Source organism: Kitasatospora sp. NPDC057904 (genome assembly GCF_042887925.1).
In the GTDB taxonomy this organism is placed as follows: Bacteria; Actinomycetota; Actinomycetes; order Streptomycetales; family Streptomycetaceae; genus Kitasatospora.
In genome coordinates, this window is sequence record NZ_JBHVOL010000011.1 from 278,027 (window position 1) to 292,154 (window position 14,128).

Below are 14,128 nucleotides of genomic sequence, written 5' to 3' on the forward strand. Positions count from 1 at the left end.
ATGGACGGCGACGCGAGCATCCGGACGGACGGCGGCGCGAGCAGCACCCCCGACAGCCGGACGGTCGGCCCGACCGGCCGCAACGTGAACGGCCCAGCGGACAACCGGACGGACGACGGCCCGGCGGACGGCCCTGTTGACGGCCCACCCGACAGCCCACTCGACGGCCCGCCCGACGGCCCACGTGACAGCCCACCCGACAGCCCGGCGAATGGTTAGGCAGCCGGATGTGCTGGAGCGCGCAGGCGGACGCGGTGGCCGGTGGGGTCGTCGTGGGCCTCGGCATCGCGTGCCTGGTCCGCGCCCGCCGTTCCGGCCGCCCGCAGCGACTGCCGCTCGCCGCGCTCCCGCTCGTGCTGGGCGCGCACCAGCTGATCGAGGCGGTCGTCTGGCTCGGCACGGACGGCGATCTGCCCGCCGCCCTCGCCGGCTGGGCGCGCACCGCCTGGGCGGCGATCGCCCTGCCGCTCCTGCCCGTGTACGTCCCGGCCGCCGTGTGGTGCGCGAGCACCGAACCGGGCCACCCGGCCGGACCGGACCGCCGTCGCGTGCTGTCGGGCCTCACCCTGCTCGGCACGGTCGTCACCGTCCCGCTCGCCATCGCCGTCGCCGCCCACCCGGTCGTGGCCACCGAGCACGGCCACACCCTGACGTACGGCATCGGCGTGCCGCACCCGGCCGTCCTCCTGGTCGGCTACCTCCTCACCACCGTCGGTTCCCTCCTCATCAGCGGCGACCGCGACCTGCGCCGCCTCGGATTCCTGACCGGCCTGGCCGCCGGCCTCTGCGCCCTGCTCTGGCGGATCGCCTTCCTCTCCACGTGGTGCGCCCTCGCGGCGCTGGTCAGCGTGCTACTCGTGCACTGGGCGGGCCGCCCTCCGTACGCGCCGACGCCGGGTGGTAGCGGGCGTCCTTCCGGGGCCAGTCGTGCGCGAGGAACGGCGGCCGGTCCACCCGGTCGAAGCACCGCACCAGGAACTCGGTGAACGTCCCCGCGGTCTCGAACCACTCGCCGCACTCACTCCACACGATGATCCGCCAGTCGTCCGGATCCGGTTCCTCGGCGAGGAACCAATACGTGTTGGCCTGTTCGTCGGCCCCCCACAGGACGAGCCCGCCCGCATCGGGATGGAACGGCCACGGAAAGCGCTCGTAGTCCTCCGGCCCTCGCGGCCACCCGTGCTTCCAGAGCCGCTCGGCCTCCTCTGTGCTCCCCTCCATCGGCCGCTCCAACTGCAGGTACTCGTCGACCGTGCCCGAGCCGTAGAGGTCCAGGAAGGCCTTGTAGTCCGTCGGTAGTCGGAACCCGAGCCAGGCTTCCGAGGCCGCCCAGAGCTCAGGCTGCGCCGACCCCCACGTCGCGGGCTCGCCCAGCAGTTGCCTCAGTTGGCCAAGCGCTCTGCCAGCCATGGCCGCACCCTCTTCCGATTCGTACGAGCCGCACACTGCGCCGCCCCACTGACAGCCCCCAGCCCCTCACCGACGCCTCCCCCTGCCGCACGGCTCCGCCTACCCCCGCGCGGGCTCCGGTGCCCGGTCGGGTTCGTCCGCCACCGCCGGGGCGCGGCCGCGCAGGCGGTCCATCTCGCGCCACTCCCGGCGGAGGCCGGCCGCGCCCGTGGTCACGAAGTACAGGACCCCGGACGCGACCAGCACGGGTATCAGCCCGACCAGCGCCACCGTCGCGCCGGCGAGGAGGCCGCCGAGGGGGATCCCGGCCCAGGCGAGGGAGTCGCCGAGGGCATGGACGCGGCCCAGGAGCGGGCGGGGCACCCGCTCGAAGAGCACCGCGCCGAGGATCGGGTTCAGGAAGCCCGAGCCGAAACCCGCCACCGCGAACACCGCCACCACCGTCCACAGCGGGGCGCCGGACGCGAGCACGAGGAAACGCGGTGCCCCGGCGAGCAGGAAGCCGGCGAAGAAGACCGCGCGGCGCGGCAGCCGGTGGGCGACGCCTGCGGCGATCAGGCTGCCGGCCACCGCCGCGATCCCCATGGCACTGCCGGTGAGGCCGATCGCCGCCGGGCCGTGGCCGGAGTCCTGCGCCCAGACCGGGACCAGCACGGTCGCGAAGCCGGCGTCCAGCAGGTTGGTGATGCCGATCGTCACGATCACGGTGAGCAGCAGCGGTTCGGCGCGCAGGAAGGCGAAGCCCTCGCGGAACATCCGCCAGTACCCGCCGCCGCCCGGTCCGGCCGTGCCCGGTTCGACCGCACCCGGTCCGGCCGCACCGGCCCCGGTGGCCGGGGCCGCCGTCCGCCCCATCCCGCGCGGCAGCGCGAGGGCGATGATCAGCGAACCCAGTGCGAACGCCGCCGCGTTGACCACCACGCCGGCCATCGGGCCCGCCATCGCGACGAGCCCTCCGCCGACCGCCGGGCCGAGCGTGGAGGCAAGCCGCTCGGTGACGCCGGAGAGCCCGGTGGCGCGCTCCAGCGGCACCCGCGCGCGGTCCGCCGCCTCCGGCACCATGACGGACTTGGCGAGGTCCCCGGGGCCGCGCATCGCGCCGATCACCGCGACCATCCCGAGCAGCAGCCCGAACGGCAGCAGCCCCAGCGCGTGCAGCAGCGGCACCAGTCCGGCCGCGACGGCACTCACGGCGTCCGTCGTCCAGGAGACGACGCGCGGGCCGAGACGGTCGACCAGGGGCCCGGTCAACGCCTTGACCAGCACGTACGGCGTCATCTCGGCGAAGGCGACCAGACCCGTCATGGTGGCGCTGCCGGTCGTCGCGAGGACGAACCAGGGCAGCGCGACGGCCGAGACCCGGGTGCCCGTCAGCGAGACGGCCGAGGAGGCCAGCACCCCGACCAGCGGCCGGAGGCTCCGTGCAGGGCCGACGGCGGCGGTGGTCATCCTTGCTCCCCCTCCTGGTCGTCCACCTGGTCGTCCACCTGGTCGGCGTCCGCCGTGGCCTTCGGCTCGGGCAGCACGTGGACGACGACGGCCACCGGCTCGGCGCCCCCGGGCACCGGGCCCTCGGCGTCCAGCCGCCGGTAGCGCGCGACCACGGCGGCCAGGTCGTCGGCCAGTTGCCCGGCCTCCTCCGGCGTCAGGCGGAGCACCAGATCGCTCAGGTCGACCGCCTTGCGCCACTCGCGCGGCATCGTCTCGAAGGCGTTGAGCGCGCGCTGCCCGGTCAACGTGTGCGCGGCGAGGACGGACCGCAGGTACCCGACGACCGTCTCCGGCTCTTCGTCGGCCTGGTCCTCCCCCGTCCAGACCGTGAGCGTGTGCACCGACCGCCACCACCGCTCGCGCGCGTTGCCGCGCCCGGGATCCTCCTCGACGAAGCCCGCGGCGGCGAGCTGGCGGAGGTGGTAGCTCGTGGCCCCCGAGTTCAGCCCCAGCTGCTCGGCGAGCCTCGTCGCCGTGGACGGGCCCTGCTTGCGCAGCAGCCCGACCAGTTGCATGCGCACGGGGTGGGCCATCGCGCGCATGCCCTTGGCGGTGAGTACGGCGTGCGGGTCGTCACTGTGCATCCAGCCACGGTCATCGGTCATGGCATGAGCGTAGGACCGCAAAGAGTTCTTTGCAAAGGGTTTTTTGCGAAGAACTCTTTGCGGTCCACGCGAGCCGCCGCGGACCGGACTCCACCGGGCGCGTCACCGAACTCCACCGGACGCGTCACTCGTGGGCGACCGCCAGGATCAGGACCACCGTCAGCCCGCCCCCGGGCGTCGCCTCCACCGCGACCCGCCCGCCGGACGACAGCACCAGGCCGTGCAGCGCGGGCCCGACCGGCCCGTCCGGCCGCACGCCCGCGAGCAGCCACTCCCGCGCCTCCGGGAGCTCGCACGCGCCGCGGTCCGCGACCCGGATCTCCACCCGCCCGCGCGTCCGCCCGAACCCGCCGGGACCGCCACCGGCGCCCGGCCCGAGGCCCGAGCCCAACGCCCCCAGCCCCGGCAGCGCCGGCGCGGCCACCGCCTCCGCCCGCACCAGCACCCGTTCGCCGACCGGGCTGCGCCGGACCGCGTGGTCGACCAGCCCGCCGAGCGCCGCCTCCAGCCGCCGGGCGTCCCCGGCCACCACCGGCAGCCCGGGCGCGACGCGGACCGTCACCGCCGCCGACCGCCCGCCGCCGCGGACCACCCGGCGCACCACCTCGGCGACCTGGACGTGCCGCGCCTGCGGCTCGCACCCGGTCTTCCGGTCCGTCCAGCCGAGGCGCACCAGCTCCGGCCGCGAGAGCGTCCGCGGCCCGGCCATCACCCCCGGGTGGAACGTTCCGGCGGCACCGTCCCGGCCGCCTGTGCCCACGCTCCGGGCGCCGCCCGACCGCCCGAATCCGCCCGGCCGCCCGAACGCGCCGAACGCGCCGGACCACCCGAACCCGCCCGGCCGTCCGTGGCCGTCGGAACCGCCGAAGGCACCGAGCACCCGCGCCCCCGACGCGACGTAGCCCCAGAGCTTCCCGCGTGTCATCGCCCTGCCCCTCGCACATCACCGGCGGCCGTCGTCAGCACCGCGACCGGCCGGAGCGGGCCGCTTCCCCGGCCCTCCCGCCCAGCCTGCGCCCCCTCCGCCCGGGTGACAATCGGGCCAGGGGGCGCGAAACGGACGCATTCCCCCGCCGAGCGGCCGGTCGCACACCCCCCCGACCGGCGGGGAACGGGCAAACCGGCCGAGAACGGGGCAGGTGCCGACAGGAGAGCCAGCCGAGAACGGGGCAGGTGCCGACCGGAGAACCAGAGCAGAACGCGGCAGCGAGCACACCGGGAACGAGACCGGAATCCAGCACAGGCGGGCCGTCGGCCCCCCGCCCTAAACTGGCCCCATGCCCCGGCTCAACGACCAGGTGCGGGAGCTGCTCCAGGAGTACGCCGACCTGATCAACATCACCGGCGGGGACGCGTTCCGGGCCCGCGCCTACGAGAAGGCCGCACGCGCGGTGGGCGGTCACCCGGAGGACGTCGCCGGACTGGACGCCAAGGGCCTCCAGCAGATCCCCGGCGTCGGCAAGTCCACCGCGGAGAAGGTCGCCGAGTACCTCTCCACCGGTCGGATCGGCGCGCTGGAACAGCTGCGCGCCGAAATCCCGTCCGGTGTGCGGGAGATGATGGCCGTCCCCAGCGTCGGCCCGAAGCGTGCCCTCGCCCTCTACCGCGACCTCGGGATCGCGTCCGTCGACGAGCTGGCCGAGGCGATCCGCGGCGACCGGCTCGGCGGCGTGGCCGGTTTCGGCGAGCGCAGCGGCGAGAAGATCCTGCACGGCATCGAGTTGATGCGGCAGTCCGGCGGGCGCACCCTGCTGGACGCCGCGACCGAGCTCGCCGAGCAGCTCGTGGCCGCGATCTCCGCCGTGCCCGGCTGCACCCGCTGCGCGTACGCGGGTTCGCTGCGCCGGATGCGCGAGACGGTCGGCGACATCGACGTCCTCGCGACCGCCGAGGACTCCGCCCCGCTGATGGCCGCGCTCACCGAACTCCCCTACGTGGCCGAGGTGATAGCGAGCGGGCCGACCAAGACCTCAGTGCTCACCACCGGCGGTGTCCAGGTGGACCTGCGGGTGGTGCCCGAGGAGGACTGGGGTGCGGCGCTCGTCTACTTCACCGGGTCGAAGGCGCACAACATCAAGCTGCGCACGATGGCCGTCCGGGCCGGCCTGAAGCTGTCCGAGTACGGCCTCTTCGAGGTGGGCGGCGGAGCGGAGGGCAAGACCGACGGCAGGACCAAGGGAAGAGCGGCCGAGGGCGCCAAGGTCGTGTCCGCGACGGAGGACGAGGTGTACGCGGCGCTCGGCCTGCCCTGGATCGCGCCGCCGCTGCGCGAGGACCGGGGCGAGGTCGAGGCGGCACTGCGCGGCGAACTCCCGGACCTGGTCCAGGAGTCGGACCTGCGCGGCGACCTCCACACGCACACCGACCTGACCGACGGGCTGGCCACGCTGGAGGAGATGATCGACACCGCCGCCGCCCGCGGCTACGCGTACTACGCCGTCACCGACCACGCGCCCGACCTCGTCATGCAGCGGATGACCGACGAGAAGATGCTCGCCCAGCGCGAGCAGCTGCGCCGACTGGCGGGCCGCCACAAGAAGTTGCGCCTCCTGCACGGCACCGAGCTGAACATCGGCCCGGACGGCGGCGTCGACTGGCCGCCCGAGTTCCTGGCCGGCTTCGACGTGTGCGTGGCCTCGGTGCACTCGCACTTCGGCCTCGACCGCGCCGCCCAGACCCGCCGCCTGGTCCGCGCCTGCGAGAACCCGTACGTGCACGTCATCGGCCACCTCACCACCCGCAGGATCGGGCGGCGCGGCCCGATCGACGTCGACCTGGACGCGGTGTTCGAGGCCGCCGCGCGCACCGGGACGGCGATCGAGATCAACAGCTCCCCGCAGCGCCTGGACCTGCGCGACGAGGACGTGCTGCGGGCGAAGAAGCACGGCGTGCGCTTCAGCATCGACAGCGACGCGCACGCGACGCCACACCTGGCCTACCCGCGGTTCGGCATCGGCACGGCGCAGCGCGCGTGGCTCACCGCCGAGGACGTCGTCAACACCTGGACGTGGCAACGGCTGAAGCGCTTCCTCCGCAAGGACGCGCTGCGCTGAGAACCGCCGGGCGGCCCCGCCGCACCAGGACCGCCTGGGGAGGTCAGCCGAACGACGCCCCGGGCGAGGCGAGCACGCGCGCCGCGCTGCGGTGTCCGAGCCCGGCGGCCAGGTGGAGGTCGCCGGTGTCCAGGAAGCCGGCGAGGAACCCCGCCGCGAACGCGTCCCCCGCGCCGGTCAGGTCGCGCACGTCGGCCACCGGCGGCACCGCCACCGTGAACGGCGGCTCGCCCGGCACGTCGACGGTGGTCGCGTCGGCGCCCGCCTTGGTGACGACCGTGGTGGCGGCGAGGCGGGCCCGTTCCGGCCCGGGCGTCCCGTCGGCCAGCAGTCCGAGGTAGGCGGACTCGGAGCGGTTGGCGAACACGAAGGTCGGCGCCAACTCGGCCAGCAGGCCGAGGAACCGCTCCCGTCCGAACTGTTCCAGCATGCCCGTCGACGAGGCGTCCACCGAGGTGGTGCCGCCCGCCTGCCGCACCCGGGCGAGCGCGTCGACGGCGCTGCGGCCGACGGGCTCGCCGTCGAAGGAGTAGGCGGGCACGTGCAGGTGGCTCAGGCCGGCCAGCCACGCGTCCGGCACGCGGTCCAGCAGCGTGGCGGCGCCCCGGTCGGGCAGCATGGTGCGCTCGCCGTCGCGGTCGATGAGCACCACGACGCTGCCGGTCCGGCCGCGCCGCTCGACGCGCACGTCCACGCCGTGGCCGGTCAGTTCGGCGACGACGCCGTCGCCGACCGGGTCGTCCCCGACGCAGCCGATGAAGCGGGCCGGGACCTGCCCGGCCGCGAAGCACGCGACGTTGGCGGCGCTGCCGCCGCGCCGGCGGAACACCCGCGCGGCGGAGTCGGTGCCGTGGCGCAGCGGGCCGTCGACCCACACGACGACGTCCTCGACGAGGTCGCCGAGCACCCCCAGCACGGCTCAGGCCTTTCGCGCGGCGGCGAGCGCGGTCGCGATCTCGCCGCCGAGGCGGACGTTGCCGCGGTAGACCTCGACGTTGACCTCCAGGCTGCGGCCCTGCGTGTCGCGCTGGATGAAGTCGAGCAGGAACGGCGTGGACGCGTTGCCGGTGACGCCCCGGCGGTCGGCCTCGGCCCAGGCGCGGGCGAGGATGCCGTCGAGCTCCTCCGGGGGGAGCTGCTCGGCGGGGTCGACCGGGTTGGCGATCAGGACGGCCTGCGGGAGGCCGAGGCCGTCGCGCGCGTCGATGACGCGGGCGGCTTCCTCGGGCGAGTCGACGCGGAAGGCGATCTCGTGGCCGGAGTCGGTGACGTAGAAGCCGGGGTACTTGGTGGTGCGGTAGCCGATGACCGGGATGTTGAAGGTCTCGAAGCGCTCCAGGGTGGCCCGGATGTCGAGGATCGACTTCACGCCGGCACTGATGACGGTGACCGGGGTGGCGGCCAGCGTGGTCATGTCGGCCGACTCGTCGAAGCTCTCGGAGGCGCCGAAGTGCACGCCGCCGAGGCCGCCGGTGGAGAACACCCGGACGCCCGCGCGGTGGGCGAGGAAGGCGGTGGCGGCGACGGTGGTGCCGCCGTGCCGGCCGAACGCCGCGACCACCGGGAGGTCGCGCAGGCTGACCTTGTCGATGCCGTCGGTGGCGGACAGTTCGGTGATCTGCTCGGTGCTCAGGCCCACCGTCGGCACGCCCGCGTGGACGCCGATGGTCGCCGGGACGACGCCCGCCTCGCGCAGCCGTTCCTCGGCCTCCAGCGCCACGGCGAGGTTGCGGGGGCGCGGCAGGCCGTGGGTGAAGATGGTCGATTCGAGGGCGACGACGGGCGTGCCCTCGGCGACCGCCCGGGCGACCTCGTCGGAGACCCGGATGGCCTCGGGGCTGGGGGTGGCCTCGGGGGTGGGCGCGGTGAGTCCGGTCATGGTGGACGCTCTCTGTGACATGCCACTGCGGCGGGGCAAGGTGATCATCAGCGTACGGACGGCTCGGATCGGGATCCAGAATGAGTACTGCCCCTTCCCATAGGCTTTGAACTATGGGTTTGACCTAGGCTTCGAAGCATGCGTTTCACCTTGCGTCAGCTGGAGGTCTTCCTCGTCGTCGCCGACACGCTGCACTTCGGCCGGGCCGCCGAGCGACTGCACGTCTCGCAGCCGACGGTCAGCCAGGAGGTCGCCCGGCTGGAGCGGACGGTCGGCGTCGAGCTGTTCGACCGCAGCCGCCGGTCGGTCCGTCTGACCGAGGCCGGCGAGGTGATGGCCGCCGAGAGCGCCCGGCTGCTCGAACAGGCCGGGGCGCTGCTGGCCCGGGTGCGGCTGCACGAGGAGTCCCGGCTGGGCACCGCCCGGATCGTCGCCTCGCCGAGCGTGGTCAACCGGCTCCTGCCGGCCGTGATCAGCCGGGCCGAACAGGAGCTGCCCGCGCTGGTGGCGGCCGAACTCGCCGTCGACACCGGGCAGGTGTCCGCCACCCTGGCCGCCGAACTCGCCGACATCGGCCTCGGCCGCTTCCTCGCCGAGGTGCCCGGCTACCGGCTGGAACGGATCGCCGACGAGCCGGTCCGGGTGGCGCTCGGCCGCGACCACCCGCTCGCCGGGCGGGACGCCGTCCGGCTCGCCGAACTGCGCGACCTGCCCCTGCTGCTGTGGCCGCGCGAACAGCACCCGCGCTACTACGACCACGTCCTCGGCCTGTGCGCCGACCGCGGCGTGGACCCGCCGGTGCTGGTCAGCCCGCCGCGGATCGTCGGCTCCCGGCTCTACCTGCTCGCCCGCAACCGCGCGTTCTCGCTCGTCCCCGGCTCGATGACCGGCCACCTCACCGGCGACGTCGCCACCGTCCGCCTGGAGGGCCGGGCCACCCTGCCGCTGGAGATGCAGTGGCGCCTCGACGACCGCCGGCCCCGGCTCGCGGCGCTGCGCGACCTGATCCGGCAGGAGGCGGCGGCGCTGGAGGCGGACCGCTGAAGGCGACCCCGCCGAAATGTGCCTTGACGGCCCCGGGAGCACCTTGACGGCCCCGAGGACACCTTGACGGTCACATGCCACCGCCGGAAGGATGCGCGGACCGTCCACCCGGCCCGCGGGCACCACGCCGTGGGCCGCCCGACCCGAGCCCCGAGGACACCCGTTGGCCGTCCGCCCCCTGCTTCGCCGCGCCGCCCGCTTACTCGGCGCCGCCGTCCTGACCCTCACCGCGGCCGTCACCGCCGCCGGCCCCGCGCACGCCGACTTCGGCTCCGGCTACCACGACCCGTACACCGCCGAGAAGCCGCTCACCCGGCCCGACACCCGCTCGTGCACCGTCGAGGTCATGCACGAGCGCGAGTTCCGCAACGGCTACGGCAACCCGCCGGACACCCCGTACGACGCCGCCCTCACCCCGCCCGCCGACTGCGCCGGGCCGTGGTCCGCCGTCGTGCTGGACCTCCACGGCCAGGTCGCCGGGCGGCAGTTCGACCGGATCTTCAGCGTGCGGATCGGCGGCGTCCAGGTGCTGCTGTCCTCCACCCCGGAACCGTCGAAGGACGGCATCCGCTGGAACGTCGAGCACGATGTGACCCGCTACGCGCCGCTGTTCGCCGGCGGCCCGCAGCCGTTCAGCTTCGACCTCGCCAACGTCACGGACGTCACCTACACCGGCGTCTACACGATCTCGGCGAGCCTCACCTTCTACACCACCTCCGACCGCCGGCCCGCCCCGCACACCGCGGACCGGCTCCTCACCACCGGCCCGTTCTCGCTCACGCAGGCCACCCCCACCGCCACCCGGGACGTCACCTTCCCGCAGAACCTCGAACGCCTCACCGCCGAGGTCTACACCCGCGGCGGCGGCGCCTGCGAGGAGTTCGCGTACGCCTCCGCGCCCGACGCCTTCGTCAGCGCCAACCCGGGTCTCGGCGCGTGCGGCAAGGGCCCGTTCCGCGAACTGCGGCTCACCGTGGACGGCCGGGTCGCCGGCGCGGTCTGGCCCTACCCGGTGATCTACACCGGCGGCTGGGACCCGCTGCTGTGGCGGCCCGTCCCGGGGATCTTCGCCTTCGACCTGCCCGCCTACCGGCTCGACCTCACCCCGTACGTCGGCCTGCTCCTCGACGGCCGCCCGCACAGCGTCGGGATCACCGTCAACGCCGCCGAGGCGCAGAGCAACGACGCCTGGACCGGCCAGGTCAACCTCTTCGCCGACACCGACCACGGCACCGACCGCACCACCGGACAGCTCACCGACTACCGCGTCGCCCCCGAGGCCGCCGTCACCACCGCCCTCGCCGACCACGGCGGAGGCAGCGGCGACTGGACGGTCGGCGCCGGGCGCCACGACCTCGCGCGCGGCTGGGTGCAAACCTCGCACGGGCGCGTCACCACCGAGGTCCGCGACGACCTCTCCTTCGGCTCGGCCCAGCAACTGCGCGACGGCGGCAACGACGTGACCCTGCACAACGGCACCGACCTCACCCGCTCCACCTCCACCTGGGGCGGCGGCCCGCACCGAACCACCACCGTCCACGAGTCCGAACCGCTCGACGTCACCTACCGCCTCACCCGCGACGCGGCCGGCAACACCGACCAGGTGACCTCGATGGACCTCGGCTACCACCGCGTCGCCACCGCGGCCACCGGCGGCCACGTCACCTCGGTCGCCACCGTCGACCACGCGCTGCGCCCGACCGCCCACCGCCACGACGGCGACCGCACCGTCCGCACCGGAGGCAGCACCGAGGACTACCGCAGCACCGGGCCCGACGGGCCGTACCGGCGGACGATCACCACGGTGGACGGCTGGCCCGTGTCGTAGCGGTCACCCGCCGCGAAAATCGTCCCAATTCGGGCGGAAAAACCCTGGTGCACGGCGCCGGGGAAGCGCATGATGAGAGATGGACCTGCGAGGTAGACGAGGAAGTTCGACCGCAGGAGGCAGTGGCGACAGATCGAGACGGATCAGGGTCTGCCGCTGTGAACTACCTCGGTCGACGATCGAACAACCCACGGCCGGAGGACGCGATGTCCGGAGGCCCCTCCGCCTCGCAGGTTCCGCGCGTCCACGGAGCAGCCCCTCGGCTCCGTGGACCGCTCTTTCACGCCCTCTGCCGACTTCACCCCTGACGACTCACACCTGCCGAGTTCAGCCCTGCCGGCTCACCCCTGCCGGCTCACTCCTGCTGACTCACCCCTGCCGGCTCACTCCTACCGGCCGGGCACAGCGAACCCCATCTCCCAGGCGTGCACCGCGATGCCCACCCGGTTCCGCACCCCCAGCTTCCGCTGGATGCTGGCCACGTGCGTCTTCACCGTCCCGGCCGAGATGAACAGCTCCGCGGCGATGTCCGCGTTCGTCCGCCCCGCCGCGACCTGCCCGGCGATCTCCACCTCGCGCTCCGTCAGCGCCACCACCGGCGCCGGACGGCCGGCATCCCGGCGCGGCGCCGTCACGTGCCTGAGCAGCCGCACCGTGACCGACGGACTGATCAGGCTCTCGCCCCCGGCCGCCGCCCGCACCGCCTCCGCGAGCAGCGCCGGCCCCGAGCGCTTCAGCAGGAACCCCGACGCGCCGAACTGCAGCGCCGGGTACACGTATTCGTCCAGGTCGAAGGTGGTCAGCACCACGACGTGCACGGACCCCGCGAGCCGCCGGGTCACCTCCAGCCCGTCCATGCGCGGCATCCGGACGTCCACCAGCGCCACGTCCGGCCGCAGCCGCGCGGCCAGCTCGACGGCCGCGACCCCGTCCGCCGCCTCCCCCACGACCTCGATGTCCGGCTGCGCCTCCAGGATCCGCCGCACCCCGCGCCGGACCGCCTCCTGATCGTCCGCGATCAGCGTCCGGATGAGCCGCTCCCCCGGAGCCCCGTTCGTACTCGTCACGCCCGGCAGTCTCCCACGCGGGTGCCGTTGCCGGACGGGCCGGAGTGTTCACGTCGGAAACCCGGCGCGGTTCACCTGCGGACCATCAGGCTGGCGGGCATGAACGCATCCAGTGGACGTCCCCCCGTCAGCAGGCGCGGTCTCCTGGCCGGCGCCACCGGCCTCGGGCTCGGCGGCGCCGTGTCCCTCTCCGGCGTCGCGGCGACGCCGGCCGCCGCCTCCCCACTGCTGTGGGAACGGCCGGACCGCTCCGGTGCGCCGCGCGTCGCGGGCCTGCACCTCCAGTTCGGCGCGGACGCCTCGCGGGAGGTCGTGGTGTCCTGGCACACCACCGCGTCCGTCGCCAACCCCCGGGTGATGTACGGCACTTCGCACGGCGGCTTCGGCCGCAGCGAGGACGCGTCGACCACCACCTACCGCGACGCCCAGTCCGGCACCGAGGTCCAGGTGCACCACGCCCGGCTGAGCGGCCTGCGCCCCGACACGGACTACGTGTACGCGGCCGTCCACGACGGCGCCACCCCGGAGCTCGGCACCGTGCGCACCGCGCCGCGCGGCCGGGCCGCCTTCACCTTCACCAGCTTCGGCGACCAGGGCACCCCCACCCTCGGCAAGCAGACCGCGAACGGCTGGGCCAACGACAACCTCGGCAGCCTCGCCGCCGGCGACACCACCGCCGGGGTCGAGCGCGTCGCGCCGCTGTTCCACCTGGTCAACGGCGACCTCTGCTACGCCAACCTGGCCACCGACCGCGTCCGCACGTGGTCCGACTGGTTCGAGAACAACTCCCGCTCCGCGCGCCACCGCCCCTGGATGCCGGCGGCCGGCAACCACGAGAACGAGAAGGGCAACGGCCCGATCGGCTACGGCGCCTACCAGGCCTACTTCGACCTGCCGTCCTCCGGCTCCGACGACGAACTACGCGGCCTCTGGTACGCGTTCACGGCGGGCGCGGTGCGCGTCATCAGCCTCAACAACGACGACGTCGCCTACCAGGACGCCGGCAACTCCTACGTCCACGGCTACTCCGGCGGCGCCCAGCAGCGCTGGCTGGAACGGGAGTTGGCCGCCGCCGATGCCGACCCGGAGATCGACTGGATCGTCGTCTGCATGCACCAGGTGGTGATCTCCACCGCCGACAAGTTCAACGGCGCCGACCTCGGCATCCGCGAATCCTGGGTACCGCTGTTCGACCGGTACGGCGTCGACCTCGTCGTCTGCGGCCACGAGCACCACTACGAGCGCTCCCACCCGATCCGCGGCCAGCAGCCCACCGACACCCGCACGCCGATCCCGGTCGCGACCGACACCGGGACGATCGACACCACCCGGGGCACCGTCCACATGGTCATCGGCGGCGGCGGCACCTCCGCCCCCTCGAACCACCTGTTCTTCAGCCCGGCCAAGGCCCGCGTCATCACCGGCATCGGCGCGGTCGACCCCGCCACCGGCAAGCGCCCGCCGGTGTACGTGATCGAGGACGCGCCGTGGTCCGCCTTCCGCGACGCCGACAACCCGTACGGCTTCGCCGCGTTCGAGGTCGACCCGGGCGAGCGCGGCGGCGACACCAGCATCAACGTCACCTACTACTCCGTCAGCGGCCCGTACGGCGACCTCGTCCCCGTGGACCGCTTCACACTCACCCGCCCGCGCGGCTCCCGCGGCGGCGGGCGCGAGCTCTGACGGAGCGGGGGCGGGGGCGGGGCCGGACGGATGACGGCGAACAGATAACAGATGACAACTTTCAACAT

11 protein-coding genes and 1 pseudogene are annotated in these 14,128 nt (G+C 74.2%); 5 read left to right on the plus strand and 7 right to left on the minus strand.

Annotation, left to right across the window (positions count from 1 at the left end):
* Nucleotides 1–227 precede the first annotated feature (227 nt).
* Nucleotides 228–986 (plus strand): DUF6629 family protein, encoded by a 759-nt coding sequence (locus tag ACFVSN_RS27375; RefSeq protein WP_387956745.1) that lies wholly within the window; start codon nt 228–230, stop codon nt 984–986.
* Nucleotides 987–1,032: 46 nt separating this feature from the next.
* Here the strand turns inward: ACFVSN_RS27375 and ACFVSN_RS27380 are convergent.
* The 4 genes and pseudogenes from ACFVSN_RS27380 to ACFVSN_RS27395 form a co-directional block, all read right to left on the minus strand.
* A pseudogene (locus ACFVSN_RS27380) lies at nt 1,033–1,410 on the minus strand (hypothetical protein); the annotation flags it as partial.
* A 99-nt stretch (nt 1,411–1,509) separates the two neighbouring features.
* Nucleotides 1,510–2,859, minus strand: coding sequence for an MFS transporter (locus ACFVSN_RS27385; protein WP_387956746.1), 1,350 nt, complete (start codon nt 2,857–2,859; stop codon nt 1,510–1,512).
* The gene (locus ACFVSN_RS27390) at nt 2,856–3,506 is read right to left on the minus strand and encodes an ArsR/SmtB family transcription factor (protein ID WP_380505208.1); all 651 of its coding nucleotides are present in this window, start codon (nt 3,504–3,506) and stop codon (nt 2,856–2,858) included. Before ACFVSN_RS27390 ends, ACFVSN_RS27385 begins: the two co-directional genes overlap by 4 nt.
* A 124-nt stretch (nt 3,507–3,630) precedes the next feature.
* Nucleotides 3,631–4,431 (minus strand): hypothetical protein, encoded by an 801-nt coding sequence (locus ACFVSN_RS27395; RefSeq protein WP_387956747.1) that lies wholly within the window; start codon nt 4,429–4,431, stop codon nt 3,631–3,633.
* Nucleotides 4,432–4,783: 352 nt separating this feature from the next.
* Here ACFVSN_RS27395 and polX point away from each other — a divergent pair, with 352 nt between their 5' ends.
* Nucleotides 4,784–6,559 carry a DNA polymerase/3'-5' exonuclease PolX gene (gene polX / locus ACFVSN_RS27400; protein ID WP_387956748.1) on the plus strand — a complete coding sequence of 592 codons (1,776 nt, stop codon included), beginning with the start codon at nt 4,784–4,786 and terminating at the stop codon, nt 6,557–6,559.
* Between the two features lie 43 nt (nt 6,560–6,602).
* Here polX and ACFVSN_RS27405 read toward each other — a convergent pair whose 3' ends face one another.
* On the minus strand, nt 6,603–7,475 hold the full coding sequence (locus tag ACFVSN_RS27405; protein WP_380498644.1) for a carbohydrate kinase family protein: 873 nt from the start codon (nt 7,473–7,475) through the stop codon (nt 6,603–6,605).
* Nucleotides 7,476–7,478: 3 nt separating this feature from the next.
* A complete protein-coding gene (locus ACFVSN_RS27410) occupies nt 7,479–8,438 on the minus strand; it encodes a pseudouridine-5'-phosphate glycosidase (protein WP_380444917.1) in 960 nt (319 codons plus the stop codon).
* Between the two features lie 138 nt (nt 8,439–8,576).
* Here ACFVSN_RS27410 and ACFVSN_RS27415 point away from each other — a divergent pair, with 138 nt between their 5' ends.
* Both ACFVSN_RS27415 and ACFVSN_RS27420 read left to right on the plus strand, forming a co-directional pair.
* Nucleotides 8,577–9,482, plus strand: coding sequence for a LysR family transcriptional regulator (locus tag ACFVSN_RS27415; RefSeq protein ID WP_387956749.1), 906 nt, complete (start codon nt 8,577–8,579; stop codon nt 9,480–9,482).
* Between the two features lie 163 nt (nt 9,483–9,645).
* A complete protein-coding gene (locus ACFVSN_RS27420; RefSeq protein ID WP_387956750.1) occupies nt 9,646–11,310 on the plus strand; it encodes a peptide-N4-asparagine amidase in 1,665 nt (554 codons plus the stop codon).
* 389 nt (nt 11,311–11,699) lie between these two features.
* On the opposite strand, the gene ACFVSN_RS27425 is transcribed toward ACFVSN_RS27420, so the two are convergent.
* Complete coding sequence (locus ACFVSN_RS27425) at nt 11,700–12,377, minus strand: response regulator (RefSeq protein ID WP_387956751.1); 678 nt, start codon at nt 12,375–12,377, stop codon at nt 11,700–11,702.
* Nucleotides 12,378–12,476: 99 nt separating this feature from the next.
* Here ACFVSN_RS27425 and ACFVSN_RS27430 point away from each other — a divergent pair, with 99 nt between their 5' ends.
* A complete protein-coding gene (locus tag ACFVSN_RS27430) occupies nt 12,477–14,060 on the plus strand; it encodes a purple acid phosphatase family protein (protein ID WP_387956752.1) in 1,584 nt (527 codons plus the stop codon).
* Nucleotides 14,061–14,128 lie beyond the last annotated feature (68 nt).

What these genes read in the sequence shown, in the direction of transcription:
- ACFVSN_RS27375 (WP_387956745.1), top strand. Translation starts at nt 228, where the DNA reads ATGTGCTGGAGCGCGCAGGCGGACGCGGTGGCCGGTGGGGTCGTCGTG.
- ACFVSN_RS27385 (WP_387956746.1), bottom strand. Translation starts at nt 2,859, where the DNA reads ATGACCACCGCCGCCGTCGGCCCTGCACGGAGCCTCCGGCCGCTGGTC.
- ACFVSN_RS27390 (WP_380505208.1), bottom strand. Translation starts at nt 3,506, where the DNA reads ATGACCGATGACCGTGGCTGGATGCACAGTGACGACCCGCACGCCGTA.
- ACFVSN_RS27395 (WP_387956747.1), bottom strand. Translation starts at nt 4,431, where the DNA reads ATGACACGCGGGAAGCTCTGGGGCTACGTCGCGTCGGGGGCGCGGGTG.
- polX (WP_387956748.1), top strand. Translation starts at nt 4,784, where the DNA reads ATGCCCCGGCTCAACGACCAGGTGCGGGAGCTGCTCCAGGAGTACGCC.
- ACFVSN_RS27410 (WP_380444917.1), bottom strand. Translation starts at nt 8,438, where the DNA reads ATGACCGGACTCACCGCGCCCACCCCCGAGGCCACCCCCAGCCCCGAG.
- ACFVSN_RS27415 (WP_387956749.1), top strand. Translation starts at nt 8,577, where the DNA reads ATGCGTTTCACCTTGCGTCAGCTGGAGGTCTTCCTCGTCGTCGCCGAC.
- ACFVSN_RS27430 (WP_387956752.1), top strand. Translation starts at nt 12,477, where the DNA reads ATGAACGCATCCAGTGGACGTCCCCCCGTCAGCAGGCGCGGTCTCCTG.